24 protein-coding genes are annotated in these 24573 nt (G+C 55.7%); 12 read left to right on the forward strand and 12 right to left on the reverse strand.

Features of this window, described 5'->3' with window-relative positions; all coding sequences use genetic code 11:
* Positions 1-48 precede the first annotated feature (48 nt).
* Positions 49-1173: an energy transducer TonB gene (locus tag PUV54_RS09550; protein WP_274491999.1), complete on the reverse strand. Its 1125-nt coding sequence runs from the start codon at positions 1171-1173 to the stop codon at positions 49-51.
* A gap of 222 nt (positions 1174-1395) precedes the next feature.
* Here PUV54_RS09550 and dxs point away from each other — a divergent pair, with 222 nt between their 5' ends.
* The 5 genes from dxs (at position 1396) to PUV54_RS09575 (ending at position 7219) form a co-directional block, all read left to right on the forward strand.
* Positions 1396-3309, forward strand: coding sequence for a 1-deoxy-D-xylulose-5-phosphate synthase (dxs, locus tag PUV54_RS09555; protein WP_274492000.1), 1914 nt, complete (start codon positions 1396-1398; stop codon positions 3307-3309).
* A gap of 2 nt (positions 3310-3311) precedes the next feature.
* The gene (locus PUV54_RS09560; RefSeq protein WP_274492001.1) at positions 3312-4034 is read left to right on the forward strand and encodes a helix-turn-helix domain-containing protein; all 723 of its coding nucleotides are present in this window, start codon (positions 3312-3314) and stop codon (positions 4032-4034) included.
* A 40-nt stretch (positions 4035-4074) separates the two neighbouring features.
* Complete coding sequence (locus PUV54_RS09565) at positions 4075-5214, forward strand: hypothetical protein (protein ID WP_274492002.1); 1140 nt, start codon at positions 4075-4077, stop codon at positions 5212-5214.
* A 117-nt stretch (positions 5215-5331) separates the two neighbouring features.
* Positions 5332-6057, forward strand: coding sequence for a TlyA family RNA methyltransferase (locus tag PUV54_RS09570; RefSeq protein ID WP_274492003.1), 726 nt, complete (start codon positions 5332-5334; stop codon positions 6055-6057).
* A gap of 88 nt (positions 6058-6145) precedes the next feature.
* Positions 6146-7219 (forward strand): class I SAM-dependent methyltransferase, encoded by a 1074-nt coding sequence (locus tag PUV54_RS09575; RefSeq protein ID WP_274492004.1) that lies wholly within the window; start codon positions 6146-6148, stop codon positions 7217-7219.
* On the opposite strand, the gene aroC is transcribed toward PUV54_RS09575, so the two are convergent.
* Positions 7203-8321 (reverse strand): chorismate synthase, encoded by a 1119-nt coding sequence (aroC, locus tag PUV54_RS09580; protein ID WP_274492005.1) that lies wholly within the window; start codon positions 8319-8321, stop codon positions 7203-7205. The two genes, PUV54_RS09575 and aroC, sit on opposite strands and share 17 nt — an antisense overlap.
* A gap of 104 nt (positions 8322-8425) precedes the next feature.
* On the opposite strand from aroC, the gene pdxH reads away from it, so the two are divergent.
* From pdxH to PUV54_RS09595, 3 genes are all read left to right on the forward strand, one after another.
* Positions 8426-9079, forward strand: a complete 654-nt coding sequence (gene pdxH, locus PUV54_RS09585; RefSeq protein WP_274492006.1) for a pyridoxamine 5'-phosphate oxidase — start codon at positions 8426-8428, stop codon at positions 9077-9079.
* Positions 9080-9138: 59 nt separating this feature from the next.
* On the forward strand, positions 9139-9657 hold the full coding sequence (locus PUV54_RS09590) for a tellurite resistance TerB family protein (RefSeq protein ID WP_274492007.1): 519 nt from the start codon (positions 9139-9141) through the stop codon (positions 9655-9657).
* A gap of 100 nt (positions 9658-9757) precedes the next feature.
* A complete protein-coding gene (locus tag PUV54_RS09595) occupies positions 9758-11458 on the forward strand; it encodes an amidohydrolase family protein (RefSeq protein WP_274492008.1) in 1701 nt (566 codons plus the stop codon).
* Positions 11459-11473: 15 nt separating this feature from the next.
* Here PUV54_RS09595 and PUV54_RS09600 read toward each other — a convergent pair whose 3' ends face one another.
* Entirely contained in the window at positions 11474-12379 is a 906-nt protein-coding gene (locus tag PUV54_RS09600) for an MBL fold metallo-hydrolase (protein WP_274492009.1), read from the reverse strand.
* A 12-nt stretch (positions 12380-12391) separates the two neighbouring features.
* Entirely contained in the window at positions 12392-13327 is a 936-nt protein-coding gene (locus PUV54_RS09605) for a hypothetical protein (RefSeq protein ID WP_274492010.1), read from the reverse strand.
* A 133-nt stretch (positions 13328-13460) separates the two neighbouring features.
* On the opposite strand from PUV54_RS09605, the gene PUV54_RS09610 reads away from it, so the two are divergent.
* A complete protein-coding gene (locus PUV54_RS09610) occupies positions 13461-13802 on the forward strand; it encodes a hypothetical protein (protein ID WP_274492011.1) in 342 nt (113 codons plus the stop codon).
* Positions 13803-13804: 2 nt separating this feature from the next.
* On the opposite strand, the gene PUV54_RS09615 is transcribed toward PUV54_RS09610, so the two are convergent.
* The gene (locus tag PUV54_RS09615; protein WP_274492012.1) at positions 13805-14197 is read right to left on the reverse strand and encodes a hypothetical protein; all 393 of its coding nucleotides are present in this window, start codon (positions 14195-14197) and stop codon (positions 13805-13807) included.
* Between the two features lie 3 nt (positions 14198-14200).
* Complete coding sequence (locus PUV54_RS09620) at positions 14201-14653, reverse strand: TIGR01244 family sulfur transferase (protein ID WP_274492013.1); 453 nt, start codon at positions 14651-14653, stop codon at positions 14201-14203.
* Between the two features lie 135 nt (positions 14654-14788).
* Between PUV54_RS09620 and PUV54_RS09625 the strand changes: the two genes are divergently transcribed.
* Positions 14789-15208, forward strand: a complete 420-nt coding sequence (locus PUV54_RS09625) for a VOC family protein (RefSeq protein WP_274492014.1) — start codon at positions 14789-14791, stop codon at positions 15206-15208.
* Between the two features lie 242 nt (positions 15209-15450).
* Here the strand turns inward: PUV54_RS09625 and PUV54_RS09630 are convergent, their stop codons facing one another.
* Positions 15451-17145, reverse strand: coding sequence for an amidohydrolase (locus PUV54_RS09630; RefSeq protein ID WP_274492015.1), 1695 nt, complete (start codon positions 17143-17145; stop codon positions 15451-15453).
* Positions 17146-17459: 314 nt separating this feature from the next.
* On the opposite strand from PUV54_RS09630, the gene PUV54_RS09635 reads away from it, so the two are divergent.
* On the forward strand, positions 17460-18161 hold the full coding sequence (locus PUV54_RS09635; protein WP_274492016.1) for a hypothetical protein: 702 nt from the start codon (positions 17460-17462) through the stop codon (positions 18159-18161).
* 120 nt (positions 18162-18281) lie between these two features.
* Here the strand turns inward: PUV54_RS09635 and PUV54_RS09640 are convergent, their stop codons facing one another.
* Entirely contained in the window at positions 18282-19100 is an 819-nt protein-coding gene (locus tag PUV54_RS09640; RefSeq protein ID WP_274492017.1) for an NTP transferase domain-containing protein, read from the reverse strand.
* 249 nt (positions 19101-19349) lie between these two features.
* Between PUV54_RS09640 and PUV54_RS09645 the strand changes: the two genes are divergently transcribed.
* Positions 19350-20672, forward strand: coding sequence for a lipopolysaccharide biosynthesis protein (locus tag PUV54_RS09645; protein ID WP_274492018.1), 1323 nt, complete (start codon positions 19350-19352; stop codon positions 20670-20672).
* A gap of 275 nt (positions 20673-20947) precedes the next feature.
* Here PUV54_RS09645 and PUV54_RS09650 read toward each other — a convergent pair whose 3' ends face one another.
* The 4 genes from PUV54_RS09650 to purD are packed head-to-tail and all read right to left on the reverse strand — an operon-like array spanning position 20948 to position 24462.
* A complete protein-coding gene (locus PUV54_RS09650; RefSeq protein ID WP_274492019.1) occupies positions 20948-22015 on the reverse strand; it encodes a phosphotransferase family protein in 1068 nt (355 codons plus the stop codon).
* A gap of 10 nt (positions 22016-22025) precedes the next feature.
* Positions 22026-22304, reverse strand: a complete 279-nt coding sequence (locus tag PUV54_RS09655; protein WP_274492020.1) for a TMEM165/GDT1 family protein — start codon at positions 22302-22304, stop codon at positions 22026-22028.
* Positions 22301-23191 (reverse strand): alpha/beta fold hydrolase, encoded by an 891-nt coding sequence (locus PUV54_RS09660; protein WP_274492021.1) that lies wholly within the window; start codon positions 23189-23191, stop codon positions 22301-22303. Before PUV54_RS09660 ends, PUV54_RS09655 begins: the two co-directional genes overlap by 4 nt.
* Positions 23188-24462, reverse strand: coding sequence for a phosphoribosylamine--glycine ligase (gene purD / locus PUV54_RS09665; RefSeq protein ID WP_420797953.1), 1275 nt, complete (start codon positions 24460-24462; stop codon positions 23188-23190). The genes PUV54_RS09660 and purD overlap by 4 nt, the downstream gene beginning before the upstream one ends.
* Between the last annotated feature and the right edge of the window lie 111 nt (positions 24463-24573).

Genomic DNA, 24573 nt, shown 5'->3' on the forward strand with positions numbered 1-24573 from the left:
AACGGAAGGCTGAAATAACGAGTTTTGAGCAGCTGTTACTGCCTGGAATTAGTGGATAATGAATGAAAACATCGTCAGCCTGTTTTTGCGGCATTGAGGGTCATCGAGAACGGTCGTTTCTAACCGCCAATCTTTCATGCTCTCAAGCGTGATTTCTCCGAAAACGCCTCGTGGAACTTCCGCGAGTATCCTTGGCTCAAGAACTTTATCGTTATCGTCTAAGCTGTAACCGACAACAATAGCGCCAATGTACCCTCTCTGAAGCGCTTTGGGCGGATATTTGGGCGGCGATCTGTTGGTCCACTCGATACCGCATTCTTCTGCGGACTTCATTCGAGGTTCAAAGAGGGTGTATTCATACGAACCTTCGGGGTGCGCTTCCCCTCTATGATCGTCAGACACATAGGCTGCATGTCCCGCATGCTCCCAAGCCAAGGCCTGTGCGAGTATTTGGTCGAAATCATCAATGCTTTTTTGAGGTGGAAATAGTTCTATCGCGGTTTCAAATAATTCAAGAGAATTTTGAATTTCCCGCCGATGACGCGGCGTTGGAACGAGCAGTGGAATTCCTTGCAAAATTAGAGTTGTCGCACGCGTACGGTAATCCTCAGGCGATACCGATACAACAGCTGCTTCAGCGCTAGGGGCGCTTTTCTTGGCGTGGTTGTATCTGCCGTTCTGTACATCGCTCAAGGCGAGCCCCAGCCACATCTTGGCCACATCAGTAGTCGTAGTCGCGCCGCTATTTTCAATATCTTCTAGAATGTTGCGCAGATTAGCGGCCCTTCGTCTGGAGCTGTCGTCTATTTCAAAATCTGCATAAGCCAAGAACAGTGCCAGATCGTCTTTAGGCAACTCGGCGATGCCGGCTTTCGCCAATTCATCTGCACGTCTTAGAGCCTCTAGCGCCGCCTCGGCGTCCGTATACAAAGCTTGCTGGCCGTAATTGAAGGCGAGAATGCCGGTGAGGTTATGATCGCCCAGTTCTTCTTCCGCCGCTTGCCAGGCCGCGCGCCCGTGGCGCAGGGCGGCTTCGGGATCGCCATCCTCAATGGCCTGTTGATAAAGCTTGTATTCGTCGAGATAGGTTTGCGCGGATGCCGGGGCCGAGAAAAACAGCAATATAGTGATGCTTGCGCCGCTAACTATTTTGGCTATGGATTTGAAGTTCATGAGCCCGCCCCGAATAGAGTGTGCGAAAGTCTGGCATGGGGTCTATGGCCCGGTCCACCGCAGGGCGTTTATTCCGCGTCCGTTAAGCAACAATCTGCCCCAAATTGACCCTTGATTGCCGCGATTTTACACTGAAAGGGGTGGAGAAATCGCGCCGAGGCGCTAGAACGGGGCCTTCGCCCGGATAAGGGTGGAAAAACCGTATTTTACGAGGGGTTCCCCATGGCCGTAGAAACGCCGTTGCTAGATACCGTCAACCTGCCGTCTGACTTGCGCAAGCTTGAGAAAAGCCAGTTGCGCCAGTTCGCTGATGAACTGCGCGCGGAAATGATCGACGCGGTCTCGGTCACTGGCGGCCATTTGGGGTCTGGTCTTGGCGTTGTCGAGCTGACGACGGCCATCCACTATGTGTTCAACACGCCGGAAGACAAGCTGGTCTGGGACGTGGGACACCAGTGTTACCCACACAAGATTATCACCGGTCGTCGCGATCGCATCCGCACCCTGCGCCAGGGCGGCGGTCTTTCCGGTTTCACCAAACGCTCTGAGAGTGAGTACGATCCTTTTGGCGCGGCCCACGCAGCGACATCTATATCGGCGGCGACAGGGTTTGCCGAAGCGGCGCGTCATCAGAAGAAAGACGCAACCGCGATCGCCGTTATCGGCGACGGCTCGATGTCAGGCGGCATGGCCTATGAAGGGCTCAATAACGCCGGCCATCTTGGGAGCAAGCTGGTGGTGATCCTCAACGACAACGACATGTCAATTGCGCCGCCTGTTGGCGCCATGAGCGCCTATCTCGCTCGCGCGTCGTCATCCGGCGTTTATCAGGGCTTCCGTTCTTTCGGTAAACAGCTCGCAAAGCGTTTGCCGAAAGCTGTCTACAAACAGCTTGCCAAAGCGGAAGAATACGGTCGCGGCATGGTGACTGGCGGGACTTTGTTCGAAGAACTCGGCTTTTACTATGTGGGTCCGATTGACGGCCACAATGTCGATCAGCTTGTGCCGGTGCTCGAAAACGTCCGCGATATGAAAGAGGGCCCAGTACTGGTTCACGTGGTGACCCGCAAAGGCGCCGGTTATCCGCCTGCGGAAGAATCCGCTGACAAGTATCACGGTGTCGCCAAATTCGATGTCGTTTCGGGCAAACAGAAAAAGGGAACACCAAACGCGCCAACCTATCAAAAGGTGTTTGCAAAATCCCTGATCAAGCTCGCCGAAACGGATGACAGGATCATCGGCATTACGGCGGCTATGCCTTCGGGCACCTCGCTAGACATGTTTGCGGATGTTTATCCTGACCGCTGTTACGATGTGGGCATCGCGGAACAGCATGCGGTGACGTTCGCTGCAGGCATGGCCGCAGACGGCATGCGTCCGTTCGCAGCGATTTATTCAACCTTCTTGCAGCGCGCCTATGACTCTGTTGTGCACGATGTTGCGATCCAGAACTTGCCTGTGCGCTTCCCTATGGATCGTGCTGGTCTCGTTGGCGCAGACGGGCAAACTCATGCCGGCGCATTCGATCTCGCCTATCTCGGCTGCTTGCCTAACATGGTTATCATGGCGGCAGGTGATGAAGCCGAACTCGTTCATATGACAGCGACGGCTAACGAATATGATGAAGGGCCAATCGCTTTTCGTTATCCGCGAGGCGAGGGCGTCGGCGTTGATCTACCGGAAAACGGCAAGATCCTCGACATCGGCAAGGGCCGAATTATGCGCGAAGGCACGAAAGTCGCGCTTCTCGCGCTTGGTGGACGGCTCGCGGAAGCAATGAAGGCCGCCGATACGCTGGAAGCGCAAGGCATCTCGACAACGGTCGCTGATGCGCGCTTCGCAAAGCCGCTCGATCATGATCTTATCATGCGGCTTGTTCGCGAGCATGAGGCGGTGATTACCATCGAAGAAGGCTCGCGCGGCGGCTTCGGCGCGTTCGTCCTCCATTTCCTGGCCGAGACAGGCTTGCTTGATACCGGAGTTAAAATCCGCACCATGCACTTGCCAGATATTTTCCAGGATCAGGATTCACCGGCAAAGATGTACGACACGGCGCAACTCAACGCGGAGCATATTGTTGAGCGCGCACGCGAAGCGCTCGGCATGGAATCGAACGTGGTGAATTTGCGTGGTTAACGATGGCGATGTTGCGTGACTTCCATGCGGATGCGCAAGTCAGCACGCATAAAGACGTCGCCGAAGACCCGCTCCACCGACATCGATCCGCTTATGCAGCCATTGTCACTGACGGAGCTTACCTCGAGTTGAGTGCAGATGGAGTGTTTGCTGTTGAGGCGGGCGACATCGTTATCCATCCCCCATTTCATCGCCATCGAAATATTTTTACGCGCCCCGATACGTGCGTCCTCAATGTGCCGTTGCCCTTCTGTGAGGCGCAGCGGATAGGATACAAGGTGCTGAAGCCGGAAGAATTTGATGTTCTTCGGTCTGTGGCGCTTAAAACGCCGGACTATGCACCTGCTTTTATATTACAACATGCAAATGGCGTTGAACGGTATGCAAATAATGCTGGCGGCTGTGCGGTTAAGGCTGCAGACCTACTACGCTGCCATGCAGAAATCACCATTGCTGAAATTTGCAGAAACTTGAATATTTCGCACGGGCATTTGGCGCGAGCTTTTAAACGCTTTTTCGGCGCTTCGCCGGCGGAGTTCAGAGGCGAACTCAGATTTCGCAGAGCATTAAGCTCGATATTGTCCCAAGCGGCGCTGACTGATGCCGCGCATGTGTCAGGTTATGCTGATCAAGCGCATATGACGCGCGACTTTAAACGTCGCACTGGCGTATCGCCTGGCGCGTTACGGCGTGATGTCAGATTTGTTCAAGCGTCGACAGGCTAGCACATTTATCATACCCGCGTGTCATAAAGCTGAGGGCGGCATGCGTAGACTGGCGATCATTTTCTTTTTTCTGGTTACGGCCTGTTCGCATGGGCCCTATCAAACACAGGCCGGAATACCGGTGACCGAATGGGCGGTTAAACCCGCACCGGGTCTTGATGCAGTGCTGCTCATCGGCGCTATGTCTGGCGACAAATTGCAGAGCAGTCACTATCCAGATGAAATCGCGAAATACAAAGCCACGCTAAGTGAAGAAGCCGGCGCCGCGCTGGATCGCATTGGTGTTGCTTTCTCTGCGCCTGGCCAAGGGCTTGCCGGTCCAAGCTTCGCCTTTCCGCTAGGGGCGGTGTCCGATCTTTCCGTAGACGGTGTTTACGCTGTGCTTGCTGATCCCAAACCATTTTTTCAGGGTTTGAATAGAGAGTTGAGTGATGAACGCTTGAGGCAACTTGGTGATCTGCGAACAGTTTATGATGAGTTGCGACAGGCAGGTTTTGCAGCGGACTGGGAAAATGAAGTCAAGCCGGTAGCAGAAGAGCGCGCTTCTTTATTTCGTAATTATCTTGCCGGTTACGATATCATCCCGGAACAGGAGCGGTATTTAGGCCGCTCACTTGAAAAGCGAATTGAAGTCTTGTTGCTACACTATAATCGCCCTTATGGCATTCGTGTACACGGTCAGCGCTTTGCGACCTATCACGGCTGGGATGAAGCGGATACGTTGCGTGTCGCCGTGCATGAGATGTTTCACCCGCCTTTCGACGGAAATAATGCGACGCTCAGACAAGCTGGCGCGCGTATCGCTGTTGATCCGCTTATAAACAATATTATCGACACCGCCGATCCAGCATGGGGTTATTCCAGCTTGGGCCGATTGGTTGATGAAGATTCTACGCAAGCTCTCGATATGATCGTGAGCCTTCGATTAGGTCTTGATCGCGACCCGGGAGAATATTGGCGAGAGCAGGACAACGGCATGCATTTGCTGGCTGCAGCGATGTATGACGCAATGGTCGAAACTGGTTTTGCTGAAACCGGCGGCGTTTATGAAGAATGGCTCATCGAGGCCTTAAGCAGCGAAATACTCTCGCCCGCAGCGGTCGAGCGCAGGGCTCGCAAGGTTGTCGGGGATGCGGCTGTCGATAAATGGTTGCCTGATAATTCAAAAAGCGGATCATAATTCCAAAATATGCCTTTGCAAGAAATTGTGTGGATTGCGGATCCATTTCCATAATCACAAACTATGAGCGCCAATTAAGCTATTGCAAGCATAAGACGAAAATGATCATTTCGCTTTATGCGTCTTGATCAATATCTTGTTCAACACCGGCTGTCTCTAAGCCGGACGCGTGCGCAGGAATCGATTGCAGCGGGCCTGGTTCACGTGAATGGCGTACCTGCAACGAAACCAGCGCACAAAGTAGGCGAAGCTGATGAAGTTGTTTTAACTGGTGCGACGCATCCATTCGTGTCGCGCGGCGGCGTGAAACTCGAAGCCGCGTTGTGTGCGTTTGACGTTGACCCCGCTGGCAAGGTTTGTCTTGACCTAGGCGCGTCTACGGGCGGTTTTACGGATGTGCTTCTCAGAAACGCCGCTGAAAAAGTCTATGCCGTGGATGTGGGAACCGGACAGCTCCATGAACACATTTCGAGCGATACGCGAGTGATAAATCTGGAACGCACCCACGCCAAAGACTTGTCGTCTTCGTTCATTACCGATCCGGTTGATCTGATCGTCTGCGACGTCAGTTTTATCTCACTCAAGAAAGCGTTGCCGCCGGCGTTGGCGCTTGCCGCGCCGCAGGCGAAGCTTGTGGCTTTGATCAAGCCTCAATTTGAAGTCGGCCCGAGCGGCATCGGCAAGGGTGGCTTAGTGAAAGATGGATTAGCTGAGCCTGCTGCGCGCAACATTGTTGAATGGATCGCCCGGCAAGACTGGATAGTGACCGGCGTGATTGACAGTCCGATCAAGGGTGGTGACGGAAACGCGGAATTTCTCGTCAGCGCCGTAAACCGGCAGTGAGAGGGCCGCGTCTTGTCACAGTTACGCCATTGAAACGCTCCGGTATGCTGCCATATCGAAAGTACGGACTGTCAAGAAAGGGCTCGCCATGGCGCCGTTAAGCACTGTCATCGCCAATGGCGCAAAGCGTGGGGCTTATGGAGCGACTCAAGCCGCGCGCATTCTCTGGTTCACCGGACATTACGCTTACGGCCGCCGCAAGATGGGGCCGCTGACGGAACCGGGCGCCGCGCCTTATGCGGAAGAGTTTGCGCCGCTCGACCGGGAGCGGTTGAAGAATGCATTTCGCGAGCTTTTTCAGCGAGATTGGAAAAACATCGAGACGGGCCAATATAAAATGCCTGTGGATCTGCGCCAGCGGCCGTCTTTTGCAAAACTCTGGAAACAAAGCCGGGATTATCTAAGCGATGCCGATAAGGTCGCTCGGCGAAAAGCCGCCAAAGGCCATTCAGAGGTTTACTCGCTCGCGTATAAGGAAAAATTTCCGCGTTACTATCTGCAGAATTTTCATTACCAGACAGATGGATGGATGAGCGAAAGCTCTGCCGACCGCTATGATATGCAGGTTGAGACGTTGTTCACTGGAGCTGCTGGTCCCATGCGTCGGCAGGCGCTTCCATTCATAAAAAAAGCGCTTGAAGGAAAAGACGCCAGTACAGCGCACTTGCTGGATCTTGGCTGCGGTACGGGACGGTTTTTAGGTGAAGTGAAAGACAACTGGCCACAACTGAATGTCACCGCTCTTGATCTGTCGCCGGCCTATATAGGCAAAGCGCGCGCGAACTTGGGCCGGTGGAAGGATATAGCTTTTGTTCAGGAAAATGCTGAAGCGACCGGCTTGCCCGATGCATCATGCGATATCGTCACAGCGGTTTATTTATTCCATGAATTGCCCCCTGCTGTCAGAAAACGCGTCGCTGCTGAAATCGCGCGCGTTCTAAAGCCTGGCGGGATTTTGGTTCAGGTGGATACTATTCAATATGGCGATGAGCCTGGCCTTGATATTCTGTTGGAAAATTTTCCACGCGGTTTTCATGAGCCTTATTATGACAGCTATTGCCGGGAAGACTTGCAATCGCTTTTTGCCGATGCGGGTTTGGACAAGCAAGACGAAACGCTCGCCTTTTTGACAAAAGTGACTGGCTTCAAAAAGCCGGTGTAACGCTGCCGCACTGCGCGCGGTGCGTGAGAGCGTGATCCGCAAGAACCAGCGCCATCATCGCCGCGCCCACAGGCACGCCGCGTATGCCGACGCATGGATCATGTCGGCCTTTAGTTTGTATCTCAGTTTCTTCGCCGGAAGCCGTAATCGTTTTGCGCGGCGTCAATATTGACGAGGTCGGCTTAACGGCGAACCTGACGACAATGTCCTGTCCCGAGGAGATGCCGCCGAGGATGCCTCCCGCCTTGTTCGAGAGAAAATGAGGGCGCCCGTTCCGCATACGAATTTCATCGGCATTTTCTTCGCCGCTCAGCGCCGCCGCATCCATGCCTGCGCCAATCTCGACAGCCTTGGCGGCGTTGATTGACATCATTGCGCTCGCAAGATCGGCGTCGAGCTTGCCGTAAACCGGCGCGCCGAAACCAGCGGGGACGCCCGAGGCGACAACTTCTATAACGGCGCCCATGGATGAACCTGCCTTGCGCGCCTCATCCAGCTTTTCTTCCCACAGTTTCGCAGCGACCGGGTCCGGACACCAGAATGGATTTTTGTCAATTTCCGTCCAGTCGAAATTTTCGCGGTCGATTTTGTAAGGCCCCATCTGCACGAGGCAGGCGCGAATCCACACCGGATCGTCCAGCACTTCAGCCAGGGCTTTTTCCGCGATGACGCCAGCGGCGACACGTGCTGCGGTTTCGCGTGCGGATGACCTGCCACCGCCGCGATAATCACGAAGCCCGTATTTGGCGTCATAGGTGAAGTCTGCGTGGCCGGGGCGGTATTTGTCGCGAATATCCGCATAGTCCTTGGAACGCTGATCGACATTCTCGATCATCAGGCTGATGGGTGCGCCAGTCGTGCGCGGACCGTCGGTGCGGTCATCCTCGAACACGCCGGAAAGGATTTTTACCGTATCGGGCTCTTTGCGCTGGGTGACGAATTTCGACCCGCCGGGTTTGCGCTTGTCGAGAGCCGCCTGAATATCCTCCGGCCGCACTACGATCCCGGGCGGACAACCGTCAATCACCACGCCAAGGGCGAGCCCATGGCTTTCACCCCATGTGGTAAACCGAAAGATCCTGCCGAAGGTGTTTAAAGACATGCGCTTTTTCTATATCAGCATCATTCCAATCGCGAGGGCTATCATGCCTCCAATCGCCGCAGGAAGGGTTAACGGGCCTCATTCAGCCCCGCTGGAGTATATTCATGAAGAGTGAAAACCTCATTCCGCCAAGTCCAAACGCCGAGGCGTATGCTGTTGATGACGATCAGGGGGATGTATTTTCCATCGGTGATCCGTTTGCGTTGTTTGCCGAATGGCTGGCGCTGGCCGGCAAGACGGAGCCGAACGATCCCAACACCATGGCGCTCGCGACTGTCGATGAGGCCGGCATGCCGGATGTCCGCATGGTCTTGTTAAAAGATTTCGACGCCTGTGGCCTGACATTCTATACGAATGTCGAGAGCGCGAAAGGGCGCCAGCTTGCCGCGAACCCGAAAGCGGCGGTTTGTTTTCACTGGAAAACCATTCGCCGGCAGGTGCGTTTTCGCGGGGATATTGCGCCTGTAAGCGATGAAGAGGCGGACGAATATTTTGCATCGCGCGCCCGCGGCGCCCAGCTTGGCGCCCATGCCTCGGCCCAGTCTCGACCGCTTGACGACAGGGCGAAGCTCGAAGCTGCAATAGCTGCACTAGACAAGGACTATGATAGCGATGTTTCTCGCCCGAAGCACTGGTCCGGCTACAGACTAAAACCTGTTGAAATTGAGTTCTGGGTGAACCGGCCATATCGCCTGCATGATCGCCTGCAATATGTGAGTGAAAACAATGACTGGGTGAAGCAAAAGCTTTATCCTTAAGAATAGACCTTTCAACCGGCTTCGAATAAGCTGGTCTTGGCGGTTGAGAGGGCTGACATATGCACATTATCCTCGCCATTTTGGGCGCGCTGGCGGCGGCGTTCTGGGCATTCACCTATTTCATGCGTGCGGCGAACGAAGGCCGCGAAGCCGTAGGCGAGGTGAAGGGCGTCATCCGCAGAGGTAAATGGAACCGCCGCGTCGATAAACGTCTCATTGAAAACCTTTCCGACCCGCGCGAAGCGGCGGCGGTGCTGCTTTATCAAATGGCCGCCTATGACGGGCATGTTACTGATCGTCAGTACAAAAAAATTGTCGCCGATATGCGCGACATATTTCAGGCTGATGAGGAAACCGCCGAGGGGCTTTATGCTTTTGGCCGTATGGCGGTGGGCGAGATCAATGATGCCGGGAACAACGTACGCAAAATTCTGCGTCCTGTTACCGAGGTGTGTACCGAGGCTGAAAAAGGTCAGCTTGTTGATCTGCTTGAACAGACAGCGGAAATTGAGGGCGAGCCAAGCGATATGCAACGGCGCTTGATTGCTGAAGCGAGAAGGGTGTTGTTGCCAGTGTAAGGTGGCGAGTCTTCGGGTTTCTCAGGCGACTGTTGTAAATTATTACTAATCGATATATTAAGATGCAGTCGATAACCAGCCGACCTGATGTGAGTATTTGATGGAAAAATCCGCGTGTCTGAAATTGTTAGTGACGCCAATGCCGGTCGTCGCCGCCCTCGTGCTTGCAATGGGATGCGAGAGAGTATCGCAGCCAAGTAACGGCGCCGTTGTTCAAGAGATGCCGGAACCTCAGATTGACTTGAGCGTAGACTGGTCAGAGTCGCAGCGAAGTGGCTGGTACAGTTTGATGGAAGAGCTTGAGATTCAGGAACTCGTGGCCGATCTGTCATCCCACCACCAGCCGTCTGATTATGTGGTTGAAAACGTCAACGTCATCACGATGCAGGACGATACGCCATTATTGAACCACGCGGTGGTGGTGTCCGATGGAAAAATTTTAGCAATCGGTCCTAGTGCTGATGTTGTGGTCCCTGACGGCGCCGAAGTAATTGACGGCGGCGGACGCTGGCTGGCGCCAGGCCTTACTGACATGCATGTGCATAACCTCGAGTCGCATAGCCAACACATTTTGAATGTTGTCATGGGCGTGACAACTGTGCGCGATCTCGACGGTTTTCCGTTCCTCTTGAAAATGCGCGATGCGGCGGCAGAAAATTTATTGTTTGCGCCGCGTATGTTTGTTTCAGGAACAATCTTGAACGGCAGCGATTTTGGCGGTTACGCGCGCAAGATAGATACTGTGGAAGAAGCGCGCGACGCGGTAAGAGAACAAGCCGCTTTGGGATATGATTTCATCAAGACGCATAATTCCCTTTCAGCAGAATTGTTTTTAGCAATTGTAGAAGAGGCGCATGCGCAGGGAATGGATGCAGTTGGCCACATTCCTGTACCTGTTCGTGTGGAAACAGCCGTCAGCTCGGGGATGCGGACCTTTGAGCATTTCAAAGGATACATTGTCGACAGTGCGTTGACGATCAGTGATGAAGATTATGTAGCCGCAACAGATGGCGCCGAAGTGTGGAATACGCCCACCTTCACTACCTATCTAAACCACCTACGCGGTGACGACGCGACACGTGTGTTGGCTAATGAAGAGATGATGCAATACGTGCCGCCCGCCATGTTGCAACGCTGGAAAAATCATGCCGCGCAGGATGTCGATCAAGTCACTGTTCTGCGGCAAAATATTTATCCGATGTCGCGGCAAATTTTCACGGAGTTGCGTACGCTTGATGACGCAAAATTTCTGGCCGGCACGGATTCCGGTTCCTATGAATTGTTGGTTCCCGGGTTCGTTCTTCATGAGGAATTGAGAATTTTTCAGGAGCTCGGCATGACGCCGTTTGAGGCGCTTGAAACCGCTACGACGAACGCCGCGGTCGCGATGCGACAGGATGGAGAGTTCGGCGTTATTGCACCGGGCGCCGCAGCCGACTTTGTGCTGCTGGAGCAAAACCCACTTGAAAATATTGAAAATCTGCAAGAGATCGAAGCTGTAGCAATGCGAGGCATCTGGATTGACGCCGCAGAGAGAGATCAAATTCTAGCGCAACTGAAAGATGCGATCGCTCGTTCGGAAGCTCGAATTTCCACAGCCGGGCCCGTAACGGCTTCGGACTTTGATGATTATATGACCCGCCTCGCCGTGCTCAAAGACAATGGCTTTGTCTATCGCGACCATTATCTCGATTATGCAGCGTCAATGTATGAATATGTAGGTCGCCCGAACGATGCGGAACGCATCCATGCGATGAAAACCGATTCTGATTTCGGGTTTTCCTGGTTCCGTTTTGAGTAAAGAACGTGTTGAGCGTTATACCTGCACCGTATAATTTTTATCGAGGGCCGGTTCGCCGTCGCACTGAACTGCGCCGGTTCTGACCAGCCTGATCAGATGCGCAAAGACGTTCAGCGCCGCCGCCTTGTGCAGGCGCGGATCGACGTCGGCGTACATGGCGGGAACAATCTCTTTGATCGTTGTGCGGCCTTTTTTGATCTGGTCGATGATTTGCGCATCGCGCATCAGGCGATGGGTCTTCACCGCGCGCACAAACCGCCGGGGTTTTTGGATGGGCGCGCCATGGGTCGGAAAATAAATCTCGTCGTCACGAGCGAGCAGGGCGTCTAGGCTGTTCATGTAATCGCCCATGTCGCCATCCGGCGGCGCCACGACGGTTGTCGCCCACCCCATCATGTGGTCGCCCGTAAACAAGGCTTTTTGTGAAGGCAGGGCGAAACATAAATGGTTCGATAAATGCCCCGGCGTGTGCACGGCCTCGATCCGCCAATCTGACCCTTCGACAATGGCTCCGTCGCCAATAAATTCGTCGGGGGTGAAAGAATAATCGGCGCCTTCATCCAGCGCTGGCGCATCATCATTCTTGTTACGGACGGGATGACCTGAAAACCCTAGCACCGGCGCACCTGTGGCATCTGCAAATTTACGCGCGAGTCCGCAATGGTCCGAGTGCGTATGGGTGATCAGGACATGCGTCACCCGTTCGTCTTTCAATTCACGCAACAGCGCTTTCAGGTGATCGTCGCGATCAGGGCCGGGGTCGATGACGGCCACATCGCCTTCGCCAATGATGTAGGTTCCGCTGCCAGTATAGGTGAACGGTCCGGGATTTTCCGCGATGACGCGGCGTACGCCTGGCGCTACCACATCAGCGGCACCGTAGGTGAAGTTGATATCTTTAACAAAGGGTATGCCGGCCAATGGCTTTGCGCCTTATTGCTTGAGCGCGTCGTCTACCATCGCGGCGAAACTGTCTGCAAGCCCGCGCATGGCGGTCAGTTTATCCTGCGCGCGCATGGCTGAAGGCGGCCCCATATCCGTTTTGTTGGCGTCGACAATATAGATGCGCCCGTCAGTGCGATCGCGCAGGACGTCAAGTCCGCCAAAGTCCAGTTGCATGCTGCGTGCAAAGGCGGAAATCTTATCCTGCTCTTCACGGGAAAGCATGGCGTCGGTTGCAGCAAGATCGACGCGATGATTATCGTTTGTGAAACGAAGATCGCGGCTACGCCGTTTCAAAAATACGTAAGGCGTCGTCTTGCCGCCGACCACCGGCGTGCGGATGTCCACATGCTCAACGCCGTCAAAAGTGTTTTCGATATTGCGCTGATAGACATAGCCAGGTTTTGGGGCGCCTATGGGTCCGCTAACAAGGCGTCCGTCATGCTTGCCATTCGATTCTGATTTTTCAACGAGATCGCCTTGATGCGTTCTGGGGTCGACACAAAGCGCGTAGCCAAAAGTTTCTTCAAAGATGCGGCTGACGACACTTTTGCGGATATCAAAACAGCCGACATTGAAAGCTGGCTTCTCGGAAGGCGCCACACGCGGCGCCGTTAAAAATTCCCGATCCTCGAAATAAAAGTGAAGATCGGCTTCGTCGGGGTCGTCTACGATCTTGACGTCCGCCAACTGACATACTGGCCAGATCGCGTAATAGGAGCGCGGCTTTTTCGGAAAGAACGAAATCCGCGCGCGCGGTTCACGACCGCGAACGATGCGCGTAGCGCGAAGACCGTTGATGAGCCAGACAAAGCTGGCGATGCGCCAAGCGTCGCGTGCAAAGCCGGACGTGAGCGGTATGACCGCGCCGGTCTCGGTCGCGACCAGCTCGTTACCGTTAATTTTAAACTCGCCGAAGATCGACATGCCCGCTCCCGATGCATCCATCCCCCGCCGCAATCAACATGGCTTTTTATGCGATGACAAGGAAATAAAGACTTCGCGAGCGGATAAATAGCCCGATTCAGGCGAACGGCGCGGCTTTTGCGATGAACCGGCCATGTGTGCCGATCGTAAACAATTCCTGAACGTTACAACCGCCATTGCGATTGCGGCGTTAACCATTTGCGGTCCCGCCGCCGCCCAATCGGCAGGCGGGATTTCCATCGGCGATGGGGCGGGCGGCATCACCGATCGCGCCTATGTGGCGGCCCCGCCGAATTACACTTATGTGATCGAAAAAGAGCAGGGCAGCTTTTTGGACTGCGGCGCCGGACAGGAAGAGCGCGTTACTGACGAGGACGGGCGCGATGTGGCCTTTTTGCGCTGCGGGGTCACGCTGACGGAAACAATTGTTATCCCGGCGGCGGCGACAAGCGCGAAAATAACAATCCATTACTAAAATTAGTCAGCGGCCTCCATCAGGCATCGGTCCGTTTCAAGATCGCCGTCCAGCCATCGCGCCGCGACGGAATATTTTTTTCCGTAGTCAAAAGTAACGCCGCAGGTCGCATCGAGTGTTGTATGCCAGAGTCGCGTCCTGCCTTCGATCTCGCCATTGTTTGACCACTTGACGTCAAAGATGGTCGCCATCCGGTCCTCCACGGAGCGTCTGTCTGAGCCGAGCGTTACTTCTGCGTCAATCACAAACCCGGAAAAAATGACGTCAGGACGTTCCGTTGTCGCCGGGCAAACGCATGACGGCGCGTCTATCACTTCAGGCGGCGCGTAAGGGTCATATTCCTGGGCGCTCGCAACCGTAAAGATCTGTGTAAGAACTACTGCAATCAAACTCATATACTACTCGTCGTTTTTGTTTTCCTTGCCCAATGCTTCCAGCACCGGCGCATGCGCGCTGATGTCAAACCCCGCCTGGACTGCATCAGCGACAATATCCGAAACAGCGCGGCCTTCGCTTGCTGAAAGGTAAGACAGAAGGAAGGTTGATCGCGCGCCTGACCGGCAAAAGGCGAGAGTCTTTGTTCTCTCGACACTATCCAACGCCGATTTTAAGGCCTCAATATGACCTTGGGTGATGCCCTCGGGCCCGACGGGAATATGGGCGTATTTCATGCCAACGGCAGTCGCCGCCGTTTCCAGCTCGGCGCTTTTCGGCTGGCCGATCATTTCGCCGTCCGGACGATTGTTGACGATCAGTTTGAACCCTTCATCCGCTGCGGCGGCGACTTCCGCCACGGAGAGTTGTGGCGAAACGTAAAACGCATCTGTCAGCAATTTGGATCCTGTGGTCACGGTTTGTCCTTTTCTGCGATCAGCATTCTTATTATTGTCGCGAGCGGTAGGCAAATCCGCCTCTTTTCAATATGCTTTCTTTTTACGCCTGTTTCCAACCCTGCATGGGTGAAAACTCCCAAGGAGACATTCACAATGACGGCGCCGGTTTTTCATCTAGCTATTCCCGTCGACGATCTCGCCAAAGCTGAGGCGTTTTATGGCGACTTGTTTGGCTGTGAGCGCGGGCGGCGCTCTGAGCGCTGGATAGACTTTAATTTTTTCGGTCACCAACTGGTCGTTCATCTCGCGCCCGAAGAATGCGGGTTCACTTCCAAAAGCGAAGTCGACGGTAAAAAAGTGCCCGTCAAACATTTTGGCGTCGTTCTTGACCCGGCGGAATGGGAAAAACTGGCGAACCTCCTCAAAGATGCCGGTACGGACTTTATCATTGAGCCGGGTATTCGTTTCAAAGGCGAGGCGGGGGAACAGGGCACTTTCTTTTTGCTGGACCCAGCCGGCAATGCGCTTGAGTTCAAGTGCTTCAAGGATATGGATCAATTGTTTGCCGCTTGATTAAGGGCGCAGGTTCGCATCCCAACTCTTTCGATAAGGGAGCTGAGGGCCGGCGCCTGTCAGTTCTGTCCTGTTAATCGTCGTCGCCAATATCGCCGAGAGATCTGATGGCGACCCAGATGTTCCAGATAACAAACACTGACAGCCCGAAAAATATAAGGAACTGCCAGAAGGTCATAACATCTAAGATATGGTGTGGCGCTGATAGGTTGGCAAGATGCTGAATGCGCCGCGCGCCGCGTTTAACCTTCCGCTTTGAACACGATTTCGCCATCGACGACTGTCATGACCGGTTTGGCGGAAAGAATTTCGTCCTCCGGAACGGTCATGATGTCTTTCGAGAAGACCGTGAAGTCGGCGCGTTTGCCCGGCTCGATGGCGCCGAGTTCGTTCTCCTGAAACGAGGCGTAAGCAGGCCAGAGGGTAAACATCTTTAGCGCTTCTTCGCGGCTCACCGCCTGACTGGGACGCCAGTCTTCGGTCTGCGTGCCGTCGAGGCCGCGTCGCGCGACGGCGGCGTAAAACTCGATCAGCGGATCGCCGCGCTCCACCGGCGCATCGGACCCAGCGGCGATGACGGCGCCGGCGTCGATCAGGGAGCGCCAGGCATAGGCGCCGTCAAGGCGGTCGGGGCCGAGCCTGTCTGGTGCGAAAAAAAGATCGCCAATGGCGTGGCTTGGCTGCATTGATGGGATGACGCCAAGCTCGGCAAAGCGTGGAATATCTTCCACATGGACGATCTGGGCGTGTTCAATCCGCCAGCGCATATCGTCTTTATCCGGATGACGTGCGAACACGTCTTCATACCAGTCGAGCACAAGCTTGTTGCCGCGATCGCCGATGGCGTGCGTGTTCACCTGAACGCCCGCCGCAATTGCCTTATCTAGCAGAGCTGTTGCCTCTTGTTCGTTCATCAACAACAGACCGCTCGTATCCGGCCGGTCGCTATAAGGTTCCGAAAGAGCGGCGCCACGAGAGCCAAGCGCGCCGTCCACGTAAAGTTTCATAGCATTGGTGATAACGTGACCATTATCGCTGGTGCTGGGACCGTTGCTAATTATTGCGTCGAGCCCTGACTGATCGATGGAGTTGTAAATGCGGACGTTGATAAGATTTTCGTCCGACATCTCCTCCATCACAGGGACATTCGCAGGGTCAACCGACATGTTATGAAGACCGGTCCAGCCATAGGCGGCGTAAACATCTGACGCTTTTTCGAAGGCGTTGCGCTTCGTCTCCTCCGTCGGCGCGGAGACGAGACCACCGACGAGGCTCATGGCGTTGTCGATAAGAATGCCGGTTGCGCGGCCATTCTCATCGCGTTCGATCTTTCCGCCTTCGGGATCGGGCGTGGCGTCGTCGATGCCGGATGCGTCAAGCGCGGCGGAATTGGCCACCAGCGCATGACCGTCAGCGCGGCTCAGGAGTACAGGGTTATCCGGGCTGACCGGATCGAGATCGTCGCGCGTCGGCATCCGCCCCTCGGGCCAGCCGGTTTCAATCCAGCCGCGCCCGACAATGGTTTCGCTTTCACCCGTATGCTGGACATTCGCCGCAACGATAGAGACGAGTTCCTCAACCGAACCAACACCCTCAAGATTGAGGGTCAACTCGCGCATGCCGATTCCGAAGAAGTGCGCATGGGCGTCCGTGAAGCCGGGATAAAGCGCTGCGCCGTTCAGATCGATGATGTCCGGATTGTCGCCCGCACCCTCAATCACGAGGTCGCGCGTGCCGACTGCAAGGATAACACCGCCTGAAACAGCGACTGCTTCGGCTCGCGGGGCTTCATCCACGCCAGTATAAATTGGGCCGCCGGTGTAGACGGTGACGTTTTCGACTGGCGCCTGCTGGCTGCCGGCGTCGTCAACTTTTGCGCAAGCGGTGAGGAACAGGACCGCCGCCAGTGTGAAAAATGAACAAAAACGCTTTTTCATGAATGGGTTCTTTCGGGTGTTGATTTTAGGGGTCCATATCCCCGAAAGCGCGTCATCGCAAACGGCTGCGAATGAGTGCTCTCTGCATGGTTAATTTGCGTCATGTTTTCGCCACAATTCCCGCATGGCGCGAGGGTTTGAGCGGAAACCACTAAATTGTTGCAACGCAGCGATTTTTTTGCGTGCAGAGGCCCTAGAGGCATTGACATTGCAGTGGATATCTAGAAATTGAAATGCGTTATTAATGGTCCGTTAATAACGCGACGCTCGGCGATTCCGGGCAACAGTTTTAGTATCCGAGTGGGGGACGACTTATGACCACCCTTCGTCTTATCGCAGCAGCAGTTGCAGCTACATTCCTCGTAGCGGCTCCGGCGAATGCGACGACATTCATCTTCAAGAGCGGCGGTGCGTTCCTCGACATGCCGACCGGCAACGTCGCCATGGATTGCGGCACCGTTGGCGCAGACCTCTGCACCGACAACGACGCGAATGGCTTTGCCTATTCCAAGGAAGGCATTGGTTTTACCGCGACCGCCTACACCTACACCGACAACACTTTCTCGTCTCGTAATGCGACGCAGTTGATCCAGGACATCTCTCCGCAGAACTCAGGTTTGGCGGCGCTGTCCGAGATGGACGACACGCAGGACCAGACGCAGCTCGATTCGCTCGAAGCTGTTGAGTTCGTTTTCGACGCAGCAGTTTACCTGACGAATATCGAGTTCAACTCCGGCGCTGACAGAGATTGCGGCGCAGCGGATCAGCCTGAAGGACCTTGCGGTTTCTTCGAACTTTACATCGACGGTGCGCTCGAGGGCACATTCGAAGCAGTTGACCTGCTGACGATGGTGTTCTTCGGCGAGACTTTCGAGTTCCGCGCAATCACGCCAAACGCTGGCTTCACGATCGCGCAGTTCGAAGTATCGAATGTTCCGATCCCGGGCGCGCTTCCGCTCCTGCTTTCGGGTCTTGCAGGCCTCGGCTTTGCAGCACGCCGCAAGAAGTCTGCTTAACGTCTAAAGCAGACCTGACTGAATACGAAAAGCCGGCCTTTCGGGGCCGGCTTTTTTGCACTCGAAATTCAAGGTCAGTGCGTTGTCCAAAATAGCGGCGACATAGAAAGAACCGTGGTCCTAAGCCGTTGCAGGTTCTGCTTCTCTGGTTTTGAGAATATCAGTGGCGAAGGCCAGCGTGCGCTCATTGTCCACGTCGATTGGGGATTCCGGAAAGGGCATGTCAACAACGCCGAGGTCAAGGCCGAACTTGTTCCCCAGTTTTGCAAAAGCGGCATCACGCTTGAACCAGGCGGCCTTGTAGGCAATGGCGTTAAACAGGCCGAATGCGCCAATCAGCTTCGCCTGCGGCGCTTTCAGAAACTGACCGCCCGTGCGGAATACGGACGCCGCCGCGAGGGCCTTCGGGTTCATGATGCCAAAGATGTTGCAGTTGGTGAATTCGCCGTCGCGGAACTTGTGAAAGCGCTCCTGACCGCCCGGATATTTGGAATAGAGCGTCTCCTTGCTGGCCATGCCGGCGCAGGCGTCAAACCGTTCCGCTTCCTTGCAGAAGAACCCGAAGATCTCCGGCGTGAACAAGACGTTGTCTGCGGTGGTGATAATGGCTGGGAATGCATCGTCATTATCGAGGGCGGCGGCGACGCTGTCGAAAATGTTCTCGCCTGAACGAACGACGCGAACGAGGCCGGAATCCATCAGGCCGCGAACATAGCCCGCCTTTTCCAGCGCGGTCTCGTCCTCGATTGAAATGGTGATCTGCCTCGCCAGCCCGCTATCGACAATGCCGCTTAACGTCCATTCGACAAGCGGCTTGCCTTCGATCTCAACAAGGCATTTGTGGCTGACGCCGGCGGCTTCGGCGAGCGGATTGATGATGCCCAACCGCTGCGCGGCCATGACGACGAAGTGATATTGTTTTTCTGCTTTATCGCTCATGGACGCAATCTCTTTCCTTGTTCGAATGATGCCTTGCCTGAATGATTATCGAATTGTTGATGATCGCCGGTAAAGCGGCGCGATGCCCGCCGGATGGCGGCAGCGGCTCAACGCCAATCACGAGCCACGTAAAATCAATGCCGATATAGGTGCGAATAAATATAGCGTCAATTAACCCTTACCGCACAGGGTGTTGCGGCTTATTACGGGGACGGCAAGTTAAAAGGCCAAAGACGGTTTGCAGGCGGCATGAGCGTAGACAGAAGCGAGCAGGGAAAAGCAGGGCCGGTGGGGCGCATCTTGCGCAACGCCCGCGCGCTTTTGTCGGGCAAGGCGCTTGGCGGCATCCTAAGCCTTGCCTATCTCGCCATCGCCGCGCGCGGCCTCGGGCCGGAGGGCATGGGCGCGCTGGTGCTCGCCCATGCCTACGCTATGGTCATAGCCGGCGTTGCGCGGTTTCAGTCATGGCAGGCGGTCATTCGTTTCGGCGCGCCCATGGTGCGCGATGGCGATGACCAACGGTTCAGGGGCCTTTTGCGCTACACGATCCGGCTTGATCTCATTAGCGGCGTGGTTTCCGTCATCGCCGCGCTCGCCATTGCGCCCTTTGCGGCGCGCGCCTTCGGTTGGTCGGAGGACATTCGCGGGCTGATCACGGCCTATTGTTTTGCAACGCCGTTCCTGATCGCCGCGACGCCCACGGGCGTCTTGCGGCTTTACGACAAGTTCAAATTGCTCGGCTGGCAATTGGCGCTGATGCCGACGGTGCGTTTTGTCGGCGCGATTATCTTGTGGCTAACCGGCGCCGGTTTATCCGCATTTCTGATCGTCTGGATCGCCAGTGTCTTCGTGCATGGCGCAAGTCTCTGGTGGCTTGGCTGGCGCGAGCTGGTCCGGCGCGAGCAACGCCCGCGCCTGTTTGGCAAGGCGGAGCGCGCCGCCGACAAGGCGTGGCTGCCTTTTATGATCAAGACGAACCTTTCAAGCTCAATTGAGCTGATGCACAATAATGTTCCCGTACTGATTGTTGGCGCCGTTCTCGGCGGCGCGCCAGCAGGGTTTTTGAAACTCGCCTATAACCTCACCAATCTGCTGGCGCAGCCGATCACCCTGTTCAACCAGGCGACCTATCCGGAACTCTCCCGCATCGAAGCCGAAAGCGGCCCCGCCGCCATGGTGAAAGTGGCGTTACGCTCCATCGCCAGCGCGGCAGCGATCATTGCGCCGATCGTCTTGTTGTATTTCCTCTTCCGCCGTGACCTTGCCGTCGCGGTGGGGGGCGAGGCGTTCTTGCCCGCCGCGCCGCTGATTGCGCTGATGGCGGCGGCGCAGATCTTTCACATCGCGGCGCTGGGCCTGGAGTCCGCCGTTCTCGCACGCGGGCGCGCAGGCTGGGCGCTGACCGGGCAGGCGACGGGCGCGCTTGCGCATCTTGCATTCCTGAGCGTTGCACTTGCGTCACTCGGTGTCATCGCTGCGCCACCCGCCATCATGACTGGGTGGTCTGTGTTGATTGCGGTGCTGGTGGTGGCTTTGTTAACGGAGCAACGCCGTCAGATGCAAAAATATTGAGCGTGCGTGCGTTATTTTCGTTTGTTCTTTGTGGAAATAGCACGCTCAAGTTTTTTCAGGAGTTCAACTTCGATTTTAGCTACGGCCAATTGCATTTGTTTGCGCGTGTAGTGTCCGCGCTCCACTTCTCCTGAAACGGTTATGCCAGTACGGCTATGCGTAATAGATATTTTGGTAGACGTAATTGCGGAATGGCGTGATTTTCGCGCTTTTGCACTCCCGCCGCTACTCGATGACTCGTAAATTACATTCAATTCTGATCGATCGAGCAATCCTCAAGCTCCCGCTTTCACCGCAAAACTCCACGCCAGCGCCGCGAGGGGCTGAACCTGATCGCCCATCTTTTTTGCTTCCGGGGAGGAGGCGTTGCCCTGCAGCGAGCGGGCGTAAACGCCCTGAATGATCGAGGCGAGGCGGAACATGTTATAGGCGAGGCAGAAGTCGAGGTGACCGACCGCATCGCGGCCCGTGCGCTTTGAATAATATTCCGCAGCGGCATCAAGCGTCGGTATACCCTCAGCCCCCAGATCCAGTCCCATCAATCCGCCGCGTACGGAGCGCGGCATGTGCCAGACCATCAGAAAGTATGTGAAGTCGGCGAGCGGGTGGCCGAGCGTCGATAATTCCCAGTCGAGAATGGCGAGCGTCTTCGGTTCGCTCGGATGCATGATGGCGTTATCAAAACGAAAGTCGCCATGAACGATGGAGGTTGCATCATCCGCCGGGATCGCCGTGGGCAGCCATTTGATGAGATTGTTCATCTCCTCGATGGCCGATGTTTCCGCCGCCTCATACTGTTTCGACCAGCGCCCGATCTGGCGTTCAAAATAATTGCCGGGCTTGCCATAATCACTGAGGCCTGTTGCCTGGTAGTCCACCATATGCAGGTCAGCGAGCGTGTCGATCAGCGCATGGTAAAGTGGCGCACGATCCTGCTTGGCGACTTCCGGCAGACCCGCATCCCAGAAGATGCGCCCCTCCACAAAATCCATGATGAAAAAGGCCGTGCCGATGACGCTGTCGTCCTCACACAGGGCATAGGTTTTCGGCACGGGGAAATTTTGCGTGCCGAGCGCCGTCATCACTTTATATTCGCGGTCGACAGCGTGGGCCGATGGTAGCAATTTGCCCGGCGGCTTGCGGCGTAAGACGTATTTTTTCGACGGCGTGTTGATGAGGTAAGTGGGGTTCGACTGGCCGCCCTTGAACTTCTTGATGCTAACGGGGCCTTTAAAACCCTCCACATGCTCTTCCATGTAACGGCTCAGCGCCGCCTCATCGATTTTCAGGTGTTCGGGCGCGTCGGTGACGCCGGTGAAATCTTCTTTTGCTCTGTCGGCCATTTGTTCCTCTTCAAGCGCCGCGGAAATGTTCGATGATCATGAACGCGCCGATGATAACAAATCCGGCGCCAGCAATCAGCTTTAATGGCAGCGCAGCCAGCCATCGGTCGGCGGCCGCGCCTGCGATCACCGCAGCGCCGGTCGAGGCGATCAGCGCCAGCGCCGCCGCGAAAAACACCAGCAATTTCGATTTGCCTTCGTCGCTGGCGAACAACACGGTCGCGAGCTGCGTCTTGTCGCCAAGCTCGGCGAGGAAAACAGCGGCGAAGACGGTGAAAAACGCGGTCATGGTTTTACGGTTCCAAGTTTACGGTGAAAATCGAAGAAAGCATGCGTCACACGATCCGGCGCTTCGGTGTGCGGGTAGTGGCCGATGTCCTCGAACAAGATGGCATCTGCGTTCGGGACAAGCTCCAGATAATGCTCATACATATGCTTGCCTGAGACCGGGTCGGCGCCGCCGTCGATCAGGCGCATCGGGATATGCGTTTCTTGCAGCGCGCCGACCCAGCGTTCGCGGTTGGCTTTGCGTTCGGGGATATACTGCATCAGCTTGTGAAAGATTTTTTTGCCGCCGCCTTCCTCGAACAGCGACCAGTGTGCATCGATTTCTTCGTCCGTTGCTTTGGTGTTTACGCCGAATATACCGTCGAACGCCTTGCGTAATTTATTACGCGACATCTGGCTGCCAAGCAGGGGGCCTAACGGCGTCAACGCGAGTTTCTGGATTGGTCGCGCACGGTGTTGTTCGGGAAAGAGTCCGCCATTTAAAAACACGATAGACTTGATGGCGAAGCTCAGACTTTTTTCATTCGCCCGCGCCAGCAGTTCCTGCGCGACGGTGTTCCCATAATCGTGCACGAACAAATGCGCTTCGCTGACCGAAAAATGTTCGAGCAGCGCTTCCTGCAAATCCGCCTGATTGAAAATCGAATATTTTATGTTGGTTGGTTTGTCAGAAAGGCCGAAGCCAAGCATGTCGAGGGCTGCAAGGTTGAAATGCTGCGCCAGCTCTGGCCACATGCCCGACCAGTCCCATGACGACGTGGGGAAACCATGGATGAGAAGCAGCCATGGTTTTTCGTTATTAGGATCGGCGCTTGTCCACCAGGCGATTGAGTGGCCGCTGAATTCCATGCGGCGCGCTTCCTCGCGCCATTTGTCGACGGGAATCAAGACGCGCCCCCAAGCGCGCGCCAGCCGATATCCTTGCGGTAAAACCCGCCGGGCCAGTCGATAGCCTCAACGCCCGCGTAAGCGCGCGTCACCGCTTCGCGAATGTCAGCGCCTGTGGCGGTGACGTTCAACACGCGTCCGCCATTGGCGAGCAGCTTGCCGTCTTCTTCCTTCGTGCCTGCATGGAAAACAATGACGCCGGGCAGGTCTTCGGCCTTGTCGACGTTTTTGATCTCAGATCCCTTTTTATAGGCGCCGGGATAGCCGTCCGCCGCCATGACCACCAGCGCCGCCGCATCGTCACTCCAGTCAATCGCAGCGCCTTTGAGCTGGCCTGTTGCCGCGCGATAAAGCAGCGGAAGCAAATCACTCCGCATGCGGCGCATCAAAAGCTGACATTCGGGGTCGCCGAAGCGCGCGTTGAATTCAACAAGACGCGGCTGTTCGTCCTTGATCATCAGCCCGGCGTACAAAACGCCGACATAAGGCGTGCCACGTTTTTTCATTTCCGCAACAACAGGCTCGATGAGTTGTTTCATCGTGCGTTCGTAAACCGTGCCTGTGAAAACAGGCGCCGGGGAATAGGCGCCCATGCCGCCGGTGTTGGGGCCTTCATCTCCGTCATAGGCGCGCTTGTGATCCTGCGCGGCGATCATGGGCACGATGTTCTCACCATCGGTGATCGCGAAGAAGCTTGCCTCTTCTCCTTCCATGAATTCCTCGATGACAACTTCAGCGCTCGCATCACCAAATTTGCCGCCAAGCATCTCGTCCACAGCGCTGTCGGCGTCTTGAAGCGTCTCGGCAATCACCACGCCTTTGCCGGCAGCGAGCCCGTCCGCCTTGATAACATAAGGGGCGGTCTGCTCGCGCAGGAACGCTTTTGCTGGTTCGGCGTCGCTAAACCGGCCATAGCTGGCGGTGGGTGCGCCTGCAGCGGCGCAGACCTCTTTCATGAAACCCTTCGACGATTCGAGCTTCGCCGCCGCCCGGTCCGGCCCAAAGCAAGGGACGCCGCGCTCGCGCAGCGCATCGCCCAAACCAGCGGCCAGCGGCGCTTCCGGCCCCACCACAACAAGATCAAGAGCCTTTTCGGCGGCGAAATCGGCCAGCGCCTCAATGTCGCCGTCTGAAATGGACAATCTTTCGCCAATGTGATTGAGACGGGGGCCGCCAGGCGCCAGATAGAGCTTTGACAATTCGGGGCTTTGCGCGATTTTCCAGCCGAGCGCGTCTTCCCTGCCGCCGCCGCCAACCAACAGGACTTTCACTTGGGCGATCTCCTTTTCATCTGTCATGCGTTTAGGCCCTGCGTTGCGTTTAGGCTTTGGGGCCGCGCCGATCAATGTCAGGTCGCATGACGAACGGGGAGGAATTGCCGG

It is taken from the genome of Hyphococcus flavus (assembly GCF_028748065.1).
Taxonomy (GTDB): domain Bacteria; phylum Pseudomonadota; class Alphaproteobacteria; order Caulobacterales; family Parvularculaceae; genus Hyphococcus; species Hyphococcus flavus.

Coding starts and splice junctions, on each gene's coding strand:
- PUV54_RS09590 (WP_274492007.1), top strand. CDS start 9,139: ATGCACATTATCCTCGCCATTTTGGGCGCGCTGGCGGCGGCGTTCTGG.
- aroC (WP_274492005.1), bottom strand. CDS start 8,321: ATGTCTTTAAACACCTTCGGCAGGATCTTTCGGTTTACCACATGGGGT.
- PUV54_RS09655 (WP_274492020.1), bottom strand. CDS start 22,304: ATGACCGCGTTTTTCACCGTCTTCGCCGCTGTTTTCCTCGCCGAGCTT.
- PUV54_RS09610 (WP_274492011.1), top strand. CDS start 13,461: ATGTGTGCCGATCGTAAACAATTCCTGAACGTTACAACCGCCATTGCG.
- dxs (WP_274492000.1), top strand. CDS start 1,396: ATGGCCGTAGAAACGCCGTTGCTAGATACCGTCAACCTGCCGTCTGAC.
- PUV54_RS09625 (WP_274492014.1), top strand. CDS start 14,789: ATGACGGCGCCGGTTTTTCATCTAGCTATTCCCGTCGACGATCTCGCC.
- PUV54_RS09595 (WP_274492008.1), top strand. CDS start 9,758: ATGGAAAAATCCGCGTGTCTGAAATTGTTAGTGACGCCAATGCCGGTC.
- pdxH (WP_274492006.1), top strand. CDS start 8,426: ATGAAGAGTGAAAACCTCATTCCGCCAAGTCCAAACGCCGAGGCGTAT.
- PUV54_RS09645 (WP_274492018.1), top strand. CDS start 19,350: ATGAGCGTAGACAGAAGCGAGCAGGGAAAAGCAGGGCCGGTGGGGCGC.
- PUV54_RS09550 (WP_274491999.1), bottom strand. CDS start 1,173: ATGAACTTCAAATCCATAGCCAAAATAGTTAGCGGCGCAAGCATCACT.
- PUV54_RS09630 (WP_274492015.1), bottom strand. CDS start 17,145: ATGAAAAAGCGTTTTTGTTCATTTTTCACACTGGCGGCGGTCCTGTTC.
- PUV54_RS09615 (WP_274492012.1), bottom strand. CDS start 14,197: ATGAGTTTGATTGCAGTAGTTCTTACACAGATCTTTACGGTTGCGAGC.
- PUV54_RS09560 (WP_274492001.1), top strand. CDS start 3,312: ATGGCGATGTTGCGTGACTTCCATGCGGATGCGCAAGTCAGCACGCAT.
- PUV54_RS09565 (WP_274492002.1), top strand. CDS start 4,075: ATGCGTAGACTGGCGATCATTTTCTTTTTTCTGGTTACGGCCTGTTCG.
- PUV54_RS09650 (WP_274492019.1), bottom strand. CDS start 22,015: ATGGCCGACAGAGCAAAAGAAGATTTCACCGGCGTCACCGACGCGCCC.
- PUV54_RS09570 (WP_274492003.1), top strand. CDS start 5,332: ATGCGTCTTGATCAATATCTTGTTCAACACCGGCTGTCTCTAAGCCGG.
- PUV54_RS09635 (WP_274492016.1), top strand. CDS start 17,460: ATGACCACCCTTCGTCTTATCGCAGCAGCAGTTGCAGCTACATTCCTC.
- PUV54_RS09605 (WP_274492010.1), bottom strand. CDS start 13,327: ATGTCGATCTTCGGCGAGTTTAAAATTAACGGTAACGAGCTGGTCGCG.
- PUV54_RS09640 (WP_274492017.1), bottom strand. CDS start 19,100: ATGAGCGATAAAGCAGAAAAACAATATCACTTCGTCGTCATGGCCGCG.
- PUV54_RS09575 (WP_274492004.1), top strand. CDS start 6,146: ATGGCGCCGTTAAGCACTGTCATCGCCAATGGCGCAAAGCGTGGGGCT.